The organism is Pseudomonas sp. SC11 (assembly GCF_047039205.1).
Lineage (GTDB): Bacteria > Pseudomonadota > Gammaproteobacteria > Pseudomonadales > Pseudomonadaceae > Aquipseudomonas > Aquipseudomonas boreofloridensis.
This window is the reverse complement of sequence record NZ_CP178183.1, coordinates 2,611,297-2,628,706: the sequence shown is the minus strand read 5'-3', so window position 1 is coordinate 2,628,706 and position 17,410 is coordinate 2,611,297. Positions and strand designations below refer to the sequence as shown.

Here is a 17,410-nt window from a genome sequence, read left to right as displayed (position 1 = left end):
GAGTTGCACATGACGCTCGCAGGCAAGACAGCATTGATCACCGGTTCCACCAGCGGTATCGGCCTGGGCATCGCCCAAGTGCTGGCGCGGGCGGGCGCGAACATTGTGCTCAACGGCTTCGGCGATCCACAGCCGGCCCTCGACGCGATCCGCGGCCATGGCGTGAAGGTCGGCCATCACGCAGCGGACCTTGCCGACGTGGCGCAGATCGAAGCGCTGTTCGCTTTCGCCGAGCATGAGTTCGGCGGCATCGACATTCTCGTCAACAACGCCGGAATCCAGCACGTCGCACCGGTTGAGGCGTTCCCGGTACAGCGCTGGGACCAGATCATCGCGCTCAATCTGTCGGCCGTGTTCCATGGCATTCGCCTGGCCCTACCGGGCATGCGCGCGCGTGGCTGGGGGCGCATCATCAACATCGCCTCGGTGCACGGGCTGGTCGGCTCCACGGGCAAAAGCGCCTACGTCGCCGCCAAGCACGGCGTGGTCGGGCTGACCAAGGTAGTGGCGCTGGAGACGGCGACCACCTCGATCACCTGCAATGCCCTGTGCCCAGGCTTCGTGCTGACCCCGCTGGTGCAGCAACAGATCGACGCGCGTGCTGGGGATGGCGATCCACAGCAGGCCGAGCATGAACTGCTGGCCGAGAAGCAGCCTTCACTGGCCTTCGTGACCCCGCAGCAGTTGGGCGAATTGGCCCTGTTCCTGTGCAGCGAGGCTGGCAGCCAGGTGCGTGGCGCGGCCTGGAACGTCGATGGTGGGTGGTTGGCGCAGTGACAGGGAGCGCTGCGTATTGGGCAGATCCGAAGCGACGTCATCAGGCATAATGCCCCCCTTTTTTCGCCGCAGTTACAGGTACGCCATGAAAGCACAAGCCCGCCACATCCTGGTCAAGACCGCCGAAGAAGCCGAGCAACTCAAGCAGCGCCTGGCCAAGGGCGAGGCGTTCGACGTGCTGGCCAAGAAGTTCTCCACCTGCCCTTCCGGCAAGCGCGGCGGCGACCTGGGCGAAGTGCGCCCAGGGCAGATGGTGGGCGCCATCGACCAGGTGATTTTCAAGAAACCGCTGCGGGTGGTGCACGGCCCGATCAAGAGCAAGTTCGGCTATCACCTGGTGCAGGTGTTCTACCGCGATTGAGGGGCTTCACCGACGCGCGGTTCAGCGCGGCCGCGCGACCAGCAAGCCGATCCCGGCACACCCCAATAGCGAAGCACTGACCCGGTTGAACAGTCGCCGCGCGCGTGGATGGTTGAACCAACGCTGCAGGAACACGCCCAGTCCGGCGTAGACGGCAATAGCGATCCACTCCAGCAGCAGGAACCACAACCCCAGCCAAAGGAACTGCTCAGCGAACGGCGTGCGGCTGTCCACCGTCACGAACTGCGGCAGAAACGCAGTGAACAACAGGATCGCCTTGGGATTGCCCGCCGCCACCCAGAACTCTTGCCGTGCCAGGCGCCAGAGCCCCCTGCGCGGGCTATCGTCGACCGGCCCGGTTGCGACCGGGGCGCGCCACAGCTGCCAGGCGATGTAGAACAGATACGCCGCCCCCGCCAGCTTGATGCCCAGGAACAGGTACTCGCTGGTGTGCAACACCACGGTCAGCCCCATCGCCGCCAGGGCGATCATTGCGGCGAAGGCCAGCAGCCGCCCGCCTCCGGCCAGGCAGGCGGTGCGCAGGCCATAACGGCTGGCATTGTGCAGCGACAGCAGGTTGTTCGGGCCCGGCGCCATGTTCAGGGCAAAACAGGCGGGGACGAATAGCAGCAGGTTCGACGCGTCCATTGTTGTTCTCCGTAGCGGACGGCCGCAGCGTCGCGCCGCAGCCCCCGCACGGTCAAGCACAGTGGCGCGTCATTTGGCCGGCACAGTAGCGCTAACCTGGGGCGATCAGAGCCTGCGCCTGGCCTTGAGGCCGGGGATCGTGGTGGCGGCGATCTGCACCTCGGCACGCGGCTGGCCGGCACTGGCCGCCAGTGCGGCCAAGGTCGGCTGACGGAACAACAGGCGGGCATCGGCCTGCAGCCCGGCTTGACGCATCCGCGCCACCACATTCACCGCCAACAGGGAATGACCGCCCAGCTCGAAGAAATTGTCGTCGCGGCCCACCTGTTCGACCTTGAGTACCTCGCTCCAGATGTGCGCCAGGGTGCACTCCAACTCCCCGCGTGGTGCCTCGAAAGCACGCGTGATCAGGGCTTGCGGGCCGGGTTCGGGCAGCGCCTTGCGGTCGATCTTGCCGTTGGGGCTCAACGGCATTTCGTCTAGCGCGACGAAAGCCGCAGGCACCATGTACGCCGGCAGCCGTGCCAGCAAATGATTGCGCAGCACTTCGAGCGACGGCGCACACTGCCCTTCGCGGCAGGTAAAGTAGGCCACCAGGCGCTCATCGCGCACCCGTACCGCACTTTGACCCAGCGCCGGATGCGCCGCCAGCAGGGCCTCGATTTCGCCCAATTCCACACGCAATCCGCGCAGCTTGACCTGAAAATCGTTGCGACCGATGAACTCCAGCTCGCCGTCTTCACGCCAGCGCGCCAGGTCGCCCGTGCGGTACAGGCGGTCGCCTTGGACAAAAGGACTGGCGATGAAGCGGTCGGCTTCCAGCGTTGGCAGCCCAAGGTAGCCGCGGGCCACCCCAATACCCCCGATCAACAGCTCTCCCACAACACCCTTGGGCACCGGCCGGCCATGGGTATCGACCACGTAGAGGCGGATATTGGCGATCGCACGGCCAATGGGCGGTGCCACCGACGGCAAGGGTTGATCAGGTTCCAAGGTCCAGGCGGTGCTGTCCACCGTGGCCTCGGTAGGGCCATAGACGTTGTGCAGGCGCACCTGGGGCAGGCGCTCGCGCAGCAGCGTGGCCAAGGCCAGGGTCAGCTCGCCGCCGCCGCAGAAGATGTCCCTCAGGCTGGTGCATCGCTCCACGCCCGCTTGTTCGAGGAAGACATGCAGCAGCGCCGGTACGAACTTGACCGTGGTTACCTGGCGGTCCTGGATCAATTGCATCAGGTAGTGCGGGTCGCGGTGCCCGTCCGGGCGCGGCAGCACCAGGCGCAGCCCGGCGCACAGCGGCCAGAACAGCTCCCAGACCGAGCCGTCGAAGCTGAACGGCGCCCGCTGCAGCAGCGCGTCGCCTGGCCGTGGCGGACACAGCGTGGAGCTCCAGTGCATCAGGTTGCCCAGGCCGCGGTGCTCGACCATCACCCCCTTTGGCGTTCCGGTGGAGCCTGAGGTGTACATCACATAGGCCAGATTCGACGCGCTCAAGGCCACCTCAGGCGCCTGCTTCGACTGCGCCTGCCAGGCCGGCAGGTCGAGATCGACCAGCGCCACCGCCTGCGCCTCGAACAAGCCACGGGTCGCGGCCTGGACCAGGACGGCCACAGGCGAACTGTCCTGCACCAGATAGCGCAGGCGCTCGTCCGGGTATTCAGGATCGAGCGGCACGTAGGCCGCCCCAGCCTTGAGCACGCCCAGCAGCCCTACCAGCAACGGCAGGCCGCGCTCCAGGCATACACCGACACGGCTGTCGGGCTTCACCCCGAGGCCAATCAGATGATGGGCCAACTGGTTGGCCTGCTCGTCGAGCGCGCGGTAAGTCAGCGTGGCCTCGTCGGTCTGCAAGGCGATTGCCTCAGGCGTACGCTGCACTTGCGCCTCGAACAGCGACGGCAAGGTTCGACCCCGCAGTGCGTGGGCTTGCGCAGTATCGTTGAAGCCCTCCAGCAGCTCCCGCCGTTCGCCCGGCGGTACGCAGCACAGCCGCTCCAGGGGTTGCGAACTGTCCTGGTCGAGCGCCTCGCACAGCACCTCCAAGGCATGCTGCACATACGTCAGCACCCGGCTGGCGCCCAGCGCCTGGGGCGCACGCACGCCCAGACGCAGGCTGTCGCCCTGATCGTCCACCGACAGCGCCAGGGCGTGACTGTGCACCTCGCTGGCCTCCAGGAGTTGCGCACCGGGCAGCGTCGACTGTCCGCGGGTCAGTCCATGGCGGAAATTGATCAGGCTGTTGAACAGCGGCACACCCGCAGGCAGACCACTGCACTGCTGGGCCAGCGAAAGCGGTGCGTCCTCGTGCTCCAACAAGGCAGCCAATGCACCTTGAGTGTCACCCAGCGCCTGGGCCACGCTGCGTCCGGCCAGGTGCAGGCGCAGCGGCAAGCTGTTGACGAACATACCCAGCGCGCGATCGGCGCCCTCGCCGGCCATCATCCGGCCCAGCAGCACCGTGCCGGTCACCACCTCGTCACGCCCGGCCAGCGCACCGAGGACCTGGGCCCAGGCCAGGTGCAACAGGCTGGGCAACCCGACGTCGTGCTGCCTGGCCAAGCGTCGCAGGCTCTCGTTCAGCCTGCCGGACAGCGGCTGTTCGAGGCTTTCCAACGTTTGCGGCGACACATCGTGCGTCGGCATGCCTGGCAAGGATGGCGGCGCCTCGACCCCTGCCAGCAGCGCGCGCAGAAACACCTCGTGCTGCGCCTGGCGCGCCTCGGCGCCGCTGAGCGCGACGTAGTTGCGGTAGGGTACGGGCGTTGCCAAAGCCTGTTGTGTGCCGCTCAGCACGGCGCGCAACTCGCCCAGCAGCACCTGTACCGAGACGGCGTCGTTGACCAGATGGTGGAAGCGCAGCAAGCCCAGCCAGCGGCCGTGCTCGACGTCCTCGGTGCCGGCCAGCGCCATCATCGGGGCGTGGCGCAGGTCCAGGGAACGTTGCGCGGTGGCGAAATGCGCGCGCAACTGCCCAGCCGCGTCGTGGGAGGCGATCTGCAGGACTTCCACGGGCAGGCGAGCCTCACGCCACACCACCTGCTGCGGCTGCTCCAACCCGTCCCAGTACAGGCTGGTACGCAGAATGTCGTGGCGGTCGACCACATGCTGCAACGCCTGGGCGAACGCGTCGAAGCCGGCGCGGTCGGCGAAGGTGAACAAGGCCTGCTGCTGGTAGGGATCGTCGCCGCCACGCAGGTGGTGATAGAGCAAGCCTTGTTGCAGCGGTGCCAGCGGGTAGATCTCCTGAACGTTGGCGGCGCCTCCCGGTACGGTGGCGACGATCAGGTCGATCTGGGCCTGATCCAGGCGGGCAAGGCTCAACAACTGCGGGGTTATGCGGGTGCAGCCGCGGGGTACGCGGTTCCCGGCCACCTCGATCACACCTGCCTGACTGGCGGCTGCAAGGCTCGCCAAGGTCGGCTGCCCGAACAGCACCTGGACATCGGCGCGCAGGCCCTGCTGACGCATGCGCTCGACCAGTTGCACCGCCAGCAGCGAGTGGCCGCCAAGCTCGAAGAAGTGATCGTGTCGGCCGATAGCGGGTACGCCAAGCAGTTCGCTCCACAGCGCCGCCAGACGCTCCTCCACATCGCCGCGCGGCGCTTCGTGGACGCGGCGCACCCAAGCGTCCTGGCCCAACGCCGGCAGCGCGCGACGGTCGAGCTTGCCATTGGCGGTCAGTGGCCACTGCTCCACACGCTGATAACCCGCGGGTAGCAAGGCCGGTGGCAGCATGGCGCGCAGGTGCTCGTGCAAGTCGCCCGGGGTTGGCGCATCGCCGATGAACCAGGCCTGCAACTGCTCGTCGCGCAGCAGCACCACCGCTTCGTGCACCTGCTCATGGCTGGCCAGCGCGGCCTCGATCTCGCCAAGCTCCACGCGCACTCCACGGATCTTCACCTGATCGTCGTTGCGTCCCAGGTATTCCAGGGCGCCGTCGTCACGCCAGCGCACCAGGTCCCCCGTGCGGTACATTCGCGCTCCGGCTCGAGAGCTGAACGGATCGACCAGGAAACGCTCGGCGCTCATCTGCTCGCGTCCCAGATAGCCGCGAGCAACACCCAGTCCGCCGACGTACAGCTCTCCGGGTACGCCAATCGGCAGCAACCGTCGCTGAGCATCCAGGACGTACAACTGGGTATTGGCGATCGGGCCGCCGATGTGCAGCGCCGCCCCCGCGGTGACTCGCCCGGAACTGGCGACCACCGTTGCTTCGGTGGGTCCGTAGTTGTTGATCACTGCATAAGTTCGCTCACACGACAGCGTGCGCAGGCGGTCGCCGCCGATCAGCAGGGTGCGCAGGGTCGGATGATCTGGCTGCGTGAAGGCGTATTCGGCCACGGGGGTCGGCAGGAAGCTCACCTGCAGCGGCTGGGCACGCCACCAGCGCAGCAGCGCGTCGAGATCCTCGCCTGCTTCACCGACCGGTGCCAAGTGCAGGGTGGCGCCCGCGCACAGGGCGGGCCAGACTTCCCAGGCCATCGCATCGAAGCCGAAGCCTGCCAAGCTCGAGGTGTGCGTATCGACCGTCACATCGAAGGCGCCGCAATGCCAATCGACCAGATTGGCAAGCATCTGGTGTTCGACCATCACCCCCTTGGGCTGCCCGGTCGAGCCGGAGGTGTAGATCACATAGACCAAGCTGTGGGGATCAAGGCCGGCGACGCTAGGGTTATCCAGTACGCCCTCAGGCGGCGGGCAGTCGTCCAGCTCGATCACCGGTACGTCGTGGCGTGGCAGATGGTCGAGCAGTCGGCGTTGGGTCAGCAGCGCCACCGGCGCGCTGTCTTCGAGCAGATAAGCCAGGCGCTCGCGAGGATGCGCCGGATCGATCGGCACGTAGGCTGCTCCGGCCTTGAGCACGGCCAACAGCCCCACCAGCGTGTCGAGTCCGCGCCGCGCCAGCACGGCCACCCGCTGCTCGGGCTGCACGCCTTGGGCGATCAAGCGCCAGGCCAGGGCGTTGGCCCGCTGGTTCAGTTCGCCGTAGCTCAGCGATTGCCCCTGATGTACCGCAGCCAACGCGTGCGGCCGCTGTGCGGCCTGGACTTCGATCCGTCGATGGACACAGGGTTCGCCTATCGGCTGCTGCGTCGCGTTCCAGTGACGTAGCCGATCATGTTCATGGGCGGTGAGCAGGTCGAAATCGGCAACCGTCAGCGTGGGCGTTCGCAGGCCTTGATCGAGCACATGCATCAAGCGCTCGCCCAAGGCGTGGGCCTCATCGGCCGAAAGCCAGGCACGGTGATGCACCAGGTGCAACCAGGCTTTGTCGGTGTGCCGATTGCTGCGCAGATGGATGGCCAGCGGCGTGGATTCGTGGTTATTGGACACCTTGACCGTGTGGCCGCTGGCGGCGCCAAAGCGGTAATCATGGTCGTCCTGTTCGTAGGACACCGACACTTCGAACAACTGGCGGCGCTCTTCGCCCAGCAGACCCAGCGCCCGATTCAGTTCGCTGACCGGCAGACGCTGATGGCGGAAATCCTGGCGCAGGGTATCGCGGATGGCCGCGATCAGCTCGGCGAAGGACAGGCTCGCGGAAAAGGCCATCGGCACCGCGCTGACCTGAACGAAGGTGCCCAGAGTGGTCTTGAACCGCGCCCCACCCCGATTGAGTATCGGCAGCCCCACCACCCAGTCCTCGCGCTGGGCGCTGCGCGTGAACAGCACATGCAGCGCCGCCAGCAACACATGAAACGCCGAGGCCTTGTGGGTCTGCGCCAGTTGTTGCATGCGTGCGTGCAGGCTCGCGGGAAACGCCTGCACGCAGGTGCGTGCCGGGGCCTGGTCGGTGGCGCGGCGGTGATGATGACGCGCGGCCAGCAAGGGTTCGGGCACCTGTGCGAAGCGGGCCAGCCAATAGTCGCGGTCGCGTGCCAGGCGGGGCGAATGGCAATAGTGGTGATCCTCGTCGATGAACGCCGAGTAACAGGTGTGCGCGACCGGCGGAGAGGTGCCTTCGACCAGCGCTGTGTAATGTTCGCCCAGCGTCTTGATCAACTGCGCGAAGCCCCATCCATCGACGAGCAAATGGTGTGCATGGCAGGCCAGCCAGTGGCGGTTGGGCGCCAGACGCAACAGGGTGAACGTCAACAGCGGGCTGCCATCGAAGCGATAAGTGTGCTGCATGTGCGCCTGTACCCACGTGGCCGCAGCAGCGTCGGGATCGGTTTCTGCGGACAGATCCAGCATTGGCAACTCGATGGCTTGAGCTTCATCGGCGGGCGCGAAGCGCTGTAGCGGCAAACCCTCGGCACCGGCGTCGAGCAGCAACTCGGTACGCAGTACCGGATGGGCTGCCAATAATGCCCGCAAGGCCTGGTGCAGCTGGTGCGGTTGCAAGCCACCGCGCAGGTCGATGTACCCACCGATGGTGTAGAGCGGCGAGTCACCTCGACTCAACTGGTCGAGCCAGATGTCGCGTTGAGCACTGGTCAGAGGGTAAGTATCGGCGGCAGGCATGGGCTGGGAGGTCCTTCTCCGTTGTTCATCGGTCGATTCAAGCACCCTGCCCCGGCGACGTATGGCCCATTAAACCCGGACACCAGCGGGATAAGCGCAGTTTGCGGATTCTTCTGTAGGACATTGGCTATTTGTTCGCCGCCGAGATCACTTACCCGTCAACGCTTAGCCTGGAAACGTGTTGCGATCATCGGCATTTTGACGCCAATTTGCTGACCATTACCGCGCAAACGTTTTACTCCACCTGAAACCGCTCGCCAATTCGCCGCTTATCGGTGCCATTTTCTGTCCCCGTTTTCCACTACAGACGCGACCTGCACCGGCGGTCTTGAATAGCGCCGCCTTCGCTCGGGCAGCTTCTGCGCCGGTCGCTGCCCTCTCGGTGTGGTACACGAATCAAGGATGAACAGACATGAAGCTCGACCCCCGCCGCCTGAGGCCGCACGATGCGCGCCTCTATCTGCAACTGGGTGAACTGATCGCCAGTGCCAGCGAGCCTGACTTCGCCGGCCACATGCTGCGATTCGTCGACGGGCTGGTGCCGGTGCACCGGCTCGACCTGAGTGAGTGGACGATCGACAGCCGCCAGGGCTGCGTCGAGCGGACCAGGATGCTGGGCAGTGCCGGGGCGAGCGACGCGCTCTCCTCGACACCCCCCACCGGCCTTGCCTTGCTGCAGGACATCGTGCAGATGAAGGACCCGCTGCTGATCCAGCACAAGCGTTCACAGCGCAAGGGCAGCGCACACCAGCACCTGCATCAGTGCAAGCTGGTGTCGCGCAGCGGTGACCGGCGCTGGGTGATCGGCTTTCATCGATCGCCCAGCCAACGCGCCTTTTCGCTCACTGAGCTGTCGCTGCTCAAGCGTCTGGCCGACACACTGCTGCCCTTGCTGGAGTATCACGCGCAGCGCCTGACACCCGGCGCCGACGAGGACTCGGACAGTGCCGACCTATTGCGCCAGGGCTTCGACGAGCGTTTGGCGCAGGAAGCGGTGCAGCTCTCCAGCCGCGAACAGCAGGTGTGCCTGGGCGTGCTGACCGGAGGCACCGTGCCGGAAATGGCGCAGCGGCTGAACGTGAAGAACAGTTCGGTGGAAACCTACCTCAAGCGCGCCACCGCCAAGCTCGGCGTCAGTGGACGCCACGGCCTGGCCCGATGGATGGCCGGCGCTTGAGCCAGACAGAGAACACCATGCTTAGATACCCTGCCGCCCTGCTCGTGTTGCTGCTCAGCGGCTGTACCCTCACGCCCGATTACCAGCGGCCACCCTCGCCCGTGCCAGCGCGCTTCGCCCAGACCGAGGCGGCCCCGGTCGAGCCTGGCGTTTCTGATGACCGCCTGCGCGGCCAGACGATCTTTCGCGACCCGCTGCTGCGCGAACTGATCGAACGCGCCCTGCGCGACAACCGCGACCTGCGCGTGGCGGCGCTCAACGTCCAGGCCTACCGCGCGCAATTTCGCCTCCAGCGCGCCGAGCAGTTGCCGCACCTCTCCGCCGATGCCCAAGGCCAGCGCCAGTACCTGCCACGGCGGATGACCGGCAGCGATGACGGCGCCATCAGCCAGACCTACTCCGCCACGTTGGGCCTGAGTGCATTCGAGCTCGACCTGTTCGGCCGCCTGCGCAGCCTTAGCGACAAGGCCCTGCTGACCTATTTGGCCAGCGAACAGGCCCGCCGCAGCGTGCAACTCACCCTGGTGGCCAGCGTCGCCAGCAGCTACCTGACCTGGCGCGCCGACCTGGAATTGCTGGCGCTGTCACACCAGACCCTGGAGGCCGATCAACAGCGTCTGCACCTGACCCAAGGTCAGCGTCGTGCCGGCAGCGTGTCGGCCTTGCAGGTGCTGCAAGCCAAGACCCGCGTCGAGACGGGCCGTACGGCGGTTGCTCGCTACCAGCGCCAGGTCGCCCAGGACGTCAATCAGTTGTCCCTGCTGGTGGGTTCAACGCTCGACGAGCGCCTGCCGGGCTTGCCGCTGGCGGCCGAACAGGTGGTCGAGCTACCCGCCGGGCTGCCCGACGACCTGCTGCAACGGCGGCCCGATATTCTCGAGGCCGAGTACCGTCTGCGCGCGGCCAACGCGGATATCGGAGCAGCGCGCGCGGCCTTCTTCCCTGGCATTCGCCTGACTGCCAGCGCCGGCAGTGCCAGCCGCGAACTCTCCGGGCTGTTCGACGGCGGCAGCGGCACGTGGCTGTTCCAGCCGCAAATCAGCCTGCCACTGTTCACCGCCGGCAGCCTGCGCGCGAGTCTTGATTATGCGCAACTGCAGAAAACACTCGAGGTGGCGCGCTACGAAAAATCCATCCAGACCGCGTTCCAGGAGGTGTCCGATGGTTTGGCTGCGCGTTCGACCTATCGTCGGCAACTGCTGGCGCAGCGTGACCTGGTGAACGCCACTCAGCGCTACTACGACTTGGCGAGCAACCGCTATCGGGCGGGAGTGGACAGCAGCCTGACCTTCCTCGATGCGCAGCGGTCGTTGTTCAGCGCGCGCCAAGGGCTGATCGATGACCGACTGGCGCAACTGCTCGCCGAGGTGAACCTGTATGTGGCCTTGGGCGGGGGGTGGGCAGTGGATGAACAGCACCGTCGGTCGGCCCCTTGAGCGTTCGCATGGACACTGCGGGTGTTGGCTGACTCACAGCCTATGAGGGCGGCCAATGGGCTGCCCCTCACTCCTGTGTTGGCCTGCCTGCGGGCAGGCCTTTTTTCCAGCCTGCGGTACAGCGAGAGTCTCGAGGTGAATACCATGAACGACAAACACCGGATGGGTGGCGGCGATGCGCAGACCGAATGGCCTGACCTGGATCCTGAACAGCGCAACGACCGCGTCGAAGACCCCGACGCGGCACCTAACCTCACCGACGATGACCAGGAAAAGCATCCCACCGTGCCACGTGTCGACCCTGACTCGGGCGCCTGAGCCCAACGCCTGCCGTCACCCGGTGCCGGACACACGCATGATCAGCACCGCCTTGATCACCAGCAGATGCAACGGATAGAACCCGTAGGCCCAACGTCCTACAGGGCTGATGCGCCAGCGGTTGCACGCGAGCATTCGCCACCCAAGGGGAATCGCCAAGGCAGCGCTGGCCATTACCATCCATGTGAAGGGCTGTGCCAGATGCGAGGCCAGCCAACTGTTGGTCATGTTGCCGGCGATGGCCAACACCATCGGCAACACGAATCCCACCCGCAGTCCGTTCCACAGCAAAAGGCAGCCGGCGGGCAGTAACACGCCCGGCAGCCCGTACATCAACCGATCACGGATTAGCCATGCCACTAGCACCGCCGAGACTGCTGCCAGCCGCGCCAGCCGTTGTGGATGATGCACGCCCCATGCGCAGAGCAGGCCCAAGGTCAGCGTCGGCATCACGCTGAAGGTCGCTGTTCCCGTGTCCAGCCAGCGATAAGCCGGCTCCGAGAGCACGCAGAACGCCAGCATCCAAACCAGGTAGCGCGCACTGGTCGAGCGGTACAACTGCCCCGATGGCACGCGCATCACATGGCAGGCGATCACCAGACAGAACAACGGGAACGCCAGCCGACCGATGACGAACAGATCGACGGCCTCGGGCCACAGATAACGCAGGTGATCGGCGACCATGCTGAGGATGGCCACCCACTTGACCAGGTCGAGCCCGGCCGAGCGACCGTTCAGCGAGACACCCCGGACGCTGCCGCAGGCGTCATCGCCCGTGCCGTCCACGCCTGCAACGGCAGCGGCGGGTGCTGGTCGAGGATGCGCCGCCCGATCAGCGCCAGATCACCGCCGTTGAACATCGAAGTGCCATTGTCGCGCCAGCGCGACGGCGTTTCGACCTGCCACTGACCTTGTTCGTCGCGACGGGCCATGGCGAAGCGGAAATTGTAATTACCGGGAATCCCCATGCGCAGGTCAGTGACTACCAGCGTACTGCCGACCACGTCGTAGCGCAGCCAGTCATCGGTAAACCAGCGCAGACGCGTGTACAACGGGTCGTCCTGCAACACCTTGGCCAGTGGCGCATTCCGCGACAGGTATTGCATCTCCGGCGGCTCGCGGTCGAACAGACTGCTCACCCCTTCGTAATAGCCGCCGTCCTCAGTCTTGGCCAGGACTCGCCAGAGCAGGTTGTTGAAGGCCATCGGCATGGCGCGAACTTCGCGCGGCGCCACGCCTTGCGCCTGCAAGGCCTGCTCGAAGCGCTGCTCGACGGTCATGCGCCCGGCCAGTCCAAAACCCAGGTACGCCGTGCTGAAGATCAACGCCGCCGTCATCAAGCCCCGGGCTCTGCGCCCCGGCCCGCGCCAGAAGGCGTAAGCCACGGCCATCAGCAAGGGCAAGGTGTAGACCGGGTCGATGATGAACACGGCGGCCCAGCTCAGCGGCGTCAGTGTCAGCGGCCAGAACAACTGGGTGCCGTAGACCGTGAAGGCGTCCAGCAGCGGATGAGTGACCAGCACCAGCCAGAACGCCACGAACAGTCGCGGCCAGCGGTAGCCTGCGTCGGGGCTGCGGCGCTGACCGATCCAGGCCACCAGCCAGGCGAGCAGCAAGGCCACCCCGGTGAGGACGAAGATCGAGTGGGAAAAACCGCGGTGATAGGTCATCTGCGACACCGGATCGGCGTAGTGGATCACCACATCCAGGTCCGGCACAGTGGCCAATGCCGCGCCATAGACCAGCGCACGGCGTCCCTGCAGACGGCCGAGCAAAGTGCCCTGCAGCGCCGCGCCCAGTACAGCTTGGGTAATCGAGTCCAAGATCAGCGTTCCATTGACAGTATCGGAGAAAGCTAACCCTCCTACGCCACTGCGAGCAAGGACCGGCCTGGCTGTTGTGCCGTGAGCGACACAGCTTGTAACCCTGTCGCCGAACCGCTCGGGGAAAATTTCCTACAGCCAGCAGCGAGGTTCTGCTAAAACGCTTCGGTGCCTTGTCCTGCGACCTTATTCATGACCGCCACCCTGTTCTCTCATCTCAAACGCCGCTGGTTCACTTGGCTGGCCGTGGCCCTGCTGGTGATCGGCCTGCCAGCGGGCTGCGCCGTGCTGCAACATAAAGAGCGTGAGCTGGTGTTTCGTATCGAACCCGGTCAAGCCAGCTGGTTCCATGGCCTGCCGGCTGGCGTACAGGAGCTGGACTTGCGTGCGCGCAGCTTCACCCAGGGGCAGAGCCTGCATGCCTGGTGGTGGCCTGCCAAACGCGCGGATGCACCGGCGATCCTTTATCTGCATGGCGTACGCTGGAACCTGACCGGCCAGTTGTTCCGCATCCAGCAACTGCATGCCATGGGTTACTCGGTACTGGCGGTGGACTACCGCGGCTTCGGCCAGAGCCGGGGCGGCCTGCCGTCGGAAACCACGGTCTACGAAGACGCGCGCATCGCCTGGGACCGCTTTGCCCAACTGCAGCCGGTGCCGGGCAAGCGCTTGATCTTCGGCCACTCGCTCGGTGGCGCCGTGGCGGTTGAGCTGGCCTCCGAACTTTCCCGGCAGGCCCGCAGCGACGGCACGCCAGTGCCCGCACGCGGCCTCATTCTGGAATCGACCTTTACGACACTTGGCGACGTCGCCGCTGCCGTGGCCAATACCAGCCTGCCGGTGCGCTGGTTGCTGTCGCAGAAGTTCGACTCGCTGGGCAAAATCGGCGAGGTCGGCCTGCCCGTGCTGCTGGTGCATGGCCTGGACGATCGCTACGTGCCGCCGCGCTTCAGCCAGGCCCTGTTCGACGCCGCCCAGGAGCCCAAGGCACTGCTGCTGGTGCCCGGCGCGACCCACAACAACAGCATGAGCCTGGCGGGCCAGCGCTATCGGCGCGCAATCGAAGCCTTGCTGTAGGGGCGCCTGCGGCTCATTGCACGGGCAGGAAATTCATCAGCAACAGGCTTTGGGCGTAGTTCAGGCCAATGCGCCGATAGCGCTCGTCGAGCATCTGCGCCAGCAGGTCCAGGCGCGCGACGATCTTGCCGAACTCCACGGCGAAACTCAGGTTGCTACCCTCCTCGGAAATCTCATTGGAGAACAACAGCAGCACGCCGTTGGCGTCCTGGCGTTGGCTGAGCATCCAGGTAGCCTTCTCGATGTTGCGCGCGGCGTTGTTGACGAACAATGGATCGATGGCGTCGGTCATGTAGAACTCGGTGCGCCCGCCATGGGCGGTCACCAGCATGCTGCCGATGGCATAGATGAAGGCGCCCACCCGGTCACCGCGAAACTCGGGGCTCAAGGCATAGCTCAGGGCAGCCAGGTCACGGCGTTGGCCCAGTTGCGCCAGCGGCTGGCGCTGCTCGATGGCTTGGCGGATCTGCCGCTCGGCGGTGGCAGCGTCCAGGTAGCCGGACTGACGCCACTGGTTGGGGTTGCGCAGGTACAGCTTGTTCATCAGCAGATAGAGGCTCTGCAGGTTGTCACGCATCGACAGGGTCGCCATGCGGTCGACGCTGGTCTGGAACAGTTCGCTGGGATGGCCATTGCCCAACTGGGTGAAGACATCCTGACCCTGCTGGCGAGTACACGCGCACAGGGTGATCAACGTGCCCACCAGCAACAGGCGAGCGCCATGACGAAGAGCAGGAACAGGCATCGGCACCGTGGTCCGGGTCAGCGGCCAAGCCGGGAATCGGCGCAGCCAGGCCCTGCATAGAGCCTGCAAATGTAAAAAAGTGCGACGCCTGTGCACAAAGCCCGTCCATGGCGAGGGTATTTGGTAACAAGAATTGACGGCGCGCGCATGACCGTGATCTGCTTACGCCCTTACGTTGGGTGCCCCTTGCAGGGGTGAAACGGGAAACCGGTGCGTCGAGGCCCATTCCAGGGTTCGATCAGTCCGGTGCTGCCCCCGCAACGGTAAGCGAGCGAGCGTCTGATCCACTGTGTCCAAGGCATGGGAAGGTGACGCTGCTGTTGGAGGCCTTGCTTCTGCTCGCCAGCCCGGAGACCGGCCCGACGTTCAGTCATCACACCCCGCGGTGGGCGGGCGCTGTTGCCGATTCCTGGACGTTGTCGCTCCGGGCTCGCCGCGCTTGCTGTCGCCATGAAAAAAGCAGAGGAATGCGTCATGTCCGTCACCAGCGCCAAACACAGCATTGCCACGCCCGTCAGTCTCAGCCAACGCCTGGTGGTCGCCATCGGTGCCAGTCTGCTGGGCCTGTGCCTGGTCTATTTCGCCGGGTTCTCGCACCTGGAGGCCGTGCATAACGCGGCCCACGACACCCGCCACAGCGCCGCCTTCCCTTGCCATTGAGGGCCCAGCGATGATTACGCGTATTGCCCGCACCGCAGGCTTCAGTGGCCTGCTCGCTGCCCTGCTGCTGACCCTGCTGCAGAGCTTCTGGGTGGCCCCGTTGATTCTTCAGGCCGAAACCTACGAAAGCGCAGCCCCGGCCGAACAGCATGAGCACGCTGCAGGCCAAGCCGTGGCTGCCCATGAGCACGACAGCGAAGCCTGGTCTCCGGAAGATGGCTGGCAGCGTGTGTTATCGACCACCGGCGGCAACCTGGTGGTGGCGGTCGGGTTCGCCTTGATCCTCGCCGCCTTGTACAGCCTGCGCGAGCCGGGGCGCGTCAGCACGGGTGCCCTGTGGGGCCTGGGCGGCTTCGCAGTGTTCTGCCTGGCACCGACGCTGGGCCTGCCGCCGGAGCTGCCGGGCACGGCCGCTGCCGACCTGGGCCAGCGCCAGACCTGGTGGATCGGCACCGCAGCGGCCACAGCCGTGGGCCTGGCCCTGTTGGTGTTTGCCCGGCATTGGTTGGTCAAGGTACTGGGCGCCGCGCTGCTGGTCGTTCCCCACCTGATCGGTGCCCCTCAGCCCGAGATACACGAGAGCCTGGCGCCCGAAGCACTCGAAGCGCAATTCAAAGTGGCCTCCTGGTTGACCAACGCGGCGTTCTGGATTGCGTTGGGCCTGCTCAGCGCCTGGCTCTACCGTCGTTCCGCTCAGGCCTGATGAGCGCGCTGTACGCAGGCTTCGGTTGCCGCCGAGGCTGCTCTGTCGAGGTGCTGGAGCACCTGCTACGGCGCAGCCTCGCGGCCCACGGCCTGGCCATCACGGCCGTGCGCGGAATTGCCAGTATTGCGTTGAAGGCCGATGAGCCGGGTCTCAGTGCGCTGTCACGGCGCCTGGCCCTGCCTCTGGTGTGCTACGACGCGCAACAACTGCGGCCCTTCCTGAACCAGCTCAGCCACCGCTCAGAAATATCCCACAAAACCACGGGCTGCTGGGGCGTCGCCGAAAGCGCGGCACTGGCACTGGCCGGCGGTCAGGGGGATCAGCCGCGCCTGCGCATTTCCCGCCAAGTGTTCGCTAGCGCTACCCTGGCAATTGCCTGCAACGGCTAGCACTGCTTCTCCTACCCAAGGAAGTCTCATGACGGTCTACTTCATCGGGGCCGGCCCCGGCGATCCCGAGCTGATAACGGTCAAGGGCCAGCGCCTGATCCGCCAATGTCCGGTGATCATCTACGCGGGATCCCTGGTACCGGCAGCGGTGCTCGAGGGCCATAGCGCTCGCACCGTACTCAATAGCGCCGAACTGCATCTGCAGCAGATCGTCGACGCCATGCACGATGCCCACCAGCAAGGCCTGGACGTGGCTCGCGTGCACAGTGGCGACCCGAGCCTGTATGGGGCGATCGGTGAGCAGATACGCCATCTGCGCGAACTGGGGATCGACTACCAGATCATCCCGGGCGTCACCGCCACGGCCGCCAGCGCCGCCTTGCTCGGCTGCGAGCTGACGCTGCCCGATGTGGCGCAGACGGTGATCCTCACGCGTTACGCCGATGCCTCGCCCATGCCCGCTGGCGAGCAGTTGGCTGACCTGGCACGCCATCGCAGCACGCTGGCGATCCACCTGGGTGTGCGTCACCTACCGAAGATCGTCGCCGAACTGCTGCCGTATTACGGCGCCGATTGCCCGGTTGCCGTGGTCCACCGGGCCACTTGGCCGGATCAGGACTGGGTGCGCGGCACACTCGCCGATATTGTCGAGGGTGTGGCAGCGAAGGGTTTTCGGCGTACCGCGCTGATTCTGGTCGGCCATGTCCTGGGCGATGCACCGTTCTCTGAATCGGCGCTCTACCGGGCAGGCCACGCCCACCTCTACCGGCCGCTCAGCTGACCGGGCGCCTTCCCTGCCTAGGCCGCGCCCTACACGCTCGCGATAGCGCTCGC

Annotated in this window: 15 protein-coding genes and 1 riboswitch; of the genes, 10 read left to right on the top strand and 5 right to left on the bottom strand. The window is 65.8% G+C overall.

Translation table 11 applies throughout. The features are described from left to right. Window positions 1-9: 9 nt before the first annotated feature. Together hbdH and ACK2SD_RS11675 are read left to right on the top strand one after the other, a co-directional pair. Window positions 10-777 carry a 3-hydroxybutyrate dehydrogenase gene (gene hbdH / locus ACK2SD_RS11680; protein ID WP_412462205.1) on the top strand — a complete coding sequence of 256 codons (768 nt, stop codon included), beginning with the start codon at window positions 10-12 and terminating at the stop codon, window positions 775-777. An 85-nt stretch (window positions 778-862) separates the two neighbouring features. Next, window positions 863-1,138 carry a peptidylprolyl isomerase gene (locus ACK2SD_RS11675; RefSeq protein ID WP_039577991.1) on the top strand — a complete coding sequence of 92 codons (276 nt, stop codon included), beginning with the start codon at window positions 863-865 and terminating at the stop codon, window positions 1,136-1,138. A 21-nt stretch (window positions 1,139-1,159) separates the two neighbouring features. Here the strand turns inward: ACK2SD_RS11675 and ACK2SD_RS11670 are convergent, their stop codons facing one another. Beyond that, entirely contained in the window at window positions 1,160-1,786 is a 627-nt protein-coding gene (locus ACK2SD_RS11670; protein ID WP_412462204.1) for a LysE family translocator, read from the bottom strand. Window positions 1,787-1,891: 105 nt separating this feature from the next. Beyond that, on the bottom strand, window positions 1,892-8,245 hold the full coding sequence (locus tag ACK2SD_RS11665; protein ID WP_412462203.1) for an amino acid adenylation domain-containing protein: 6,354 nt from the start codon (window positions 8,243-8,245) through the stop codon (window positions 1,892-1,894). Window positions 8,246-8,657: 412 nt separating this feature from the next. On the opposite strand from ACK2SD_RS11665, the gene ACK2SD_RS11660 reads away from it, so the two are divergent. The 3 genes from ACK2SD_RS11660 to ACK2SD_RS11650 all read left to right on the top strand — a co-directional run bounded on the left by ACK2SD_RS11660 (window position 8,658) and on the right by ACK2SD_RS11650 (window position 11,176). After that, on the top strand, window positions 8,658-9,422 hold the full coding sequence (locus ACK2SD_RS11660; RefSeq protein WP_412462202.1) for a helix-turn-helix transcriptional regulator: 765 nt from the start codon (window positions 8,658-8,660) through the stop codon (window positions 9,420-9,422). 17 nt (window positions 9,423-9,439) lie between these two features. Continuing rightward, window positions 9,440-10,858 carry an efflux transporter outer membrane subunit gene (locus ACK2SD_RS11655; RefSeq protein ID WP_412462201.1) on the top strand — a complete coding sequence of 473 codons (1,419 nt, stop codon included), beginning with the start codon at window positions 9,440-9,442 and terminating at the stop codon, window positions 10,856-10,858. A gap of 144 nt (window positions 10,859-11,002) precedes the next feature. Next, a complete protein-coding gene (locus tag ACK2SD_RS11650) occupies window positions 11,003-11,176 on the top strand; it encodes a hypothetical protein (protein ID WP_412462200.1) in 174 nt (57 codons plus the stop codon). 15 nt (window positions 11,177-11,191) lie between these two features. Here the strand turns inward: ACK2SD_RS11650 and ACK2SD_RS11645 are convergent, their stop codons facing one another. After that, complete coding sequence (locus ACK2SD_RS11645) at window positions 11,192-11,962, bottom strand: TraX family protein (RefSeq protein WP_412462199.1); 771 nt, start codon at window positions 11,960-11,962, stop codon at window positions 11,192-11,194. Continuing rightward, on the bottom strand, window positions 11,911-12,999 hold the full coding sequence (locus tag ACK2SD_RS11640; protein WP_412462198.1) for a metal-dependent hydrolase: 1,089 nt from the start codon (window positions 12,997-12,999) through the stop codon (window positions 11,911-11,913). Before ACK2SD_RS11640 ends, ACK2SD_RS11645 begins: the two co-directional genes overlap by 52 nt. 192 nt (window positions 13,000-13,191) lie before the next feature. On the opposite strand from ACK2SD_RS11640, the gene ACK2SD_RS11635 reads away from it, so the two are divergent. Then, window positions 13,192-14,076 (top strand): alpha/beta hydrolase, encoded by an 885-nt coding sequence (locus ACK2SD_RS11635; protein WP_039578006.1) that lies wholly within the window; start codon window positions 13,192-13,194, stop codon window positions 14,074-14,076. 13 nt (window positions 14,077-14,089) lie between these two features. On the opposite strand, the gene ACK2SD_RS11630 is transcribed toward ACK2SD_RS11635, so the two are convergent. Beyond that, entirely contained in the window at window positions 14,090-14,821 is a 732-nt protein-coding gene (locus ACK2SD_RS11630) for a hypothetical protein (protein ID WP_412462197.1), read from the bottom strand. 160 nt (window positions 14,822-14,981) lie between these two features. Then, a riboswitch (cobalamin riboswitch) is annotated at window positions 14,982-15,199 on the top strand. A gap of 96 nt (window positions 15,200-15,295) precedes the next feature. Here ACK2SD_RS11630 and ACK2SD_RS11625 point away from each other — a divergent pair. Genes ACK2SD_RS11625 through cobM form a run of 4 tightly spaced genes read left to right on the top strand, consistent with a single transcriptional unit; the run spans window position 15,296 to window position 17,357 of the window. Continuing rightward, complete coding sequence (locus tag ACK2SD_RS11625) at window positions 15,296-15,481, top strand: CbtB domain-containing protein (RefSeq protein ID WP_039578008.1); 186 nt, start codon at window positions 15,296-15,298, stop codon at window positions 15,479-15,481. Between the two features lie 10 nt (window positions 15,482-15,491). Then, on the top strand, window positions 15,492-16,184 hold the full coding sequence (locus ACK2SD_RS11620) for a CbtA family protein (RefSeq protein WP_412462196.1): 693 nt from the start codon (window positions 15,492-15,494) through the stop codon (window positions 16,182-16,184). After that, window positions 16,184-16,576: a cobalamin biosynthesis protein gene (locus ACK2SD_RS11615; protein ID WP_412462195.1), complete on the top strand. Its 393-nt coding sequence runs from the start codon at window positions 16,184-16,186 to the stop codon at window positions 16,574-16,576. Before ACK2SD_RS11620 ends, ACK2SD_RS11615 begins: the two co-directional genes overlap by 1 nt. A 28-nt stretch (window positions 16,577-16,604) precedes the next feature. Beyond that, window positions 16,605-17,357 carry a precorrin-4 C(11)-methyltransferase gene (gene cobM / locus ACK2SD_RS11610; RefSeq protein ID WP_342651397.1) on the top strand — a complete coding sequence of 251 codons (753 nt, stop codon included), beginning with the start codon at window positions 16,605-16,607 and terminating at the stop codon, window positions 17,355-17,357. Window positions 17,358-17,410 lie beyond the last annotated feature (53 nt).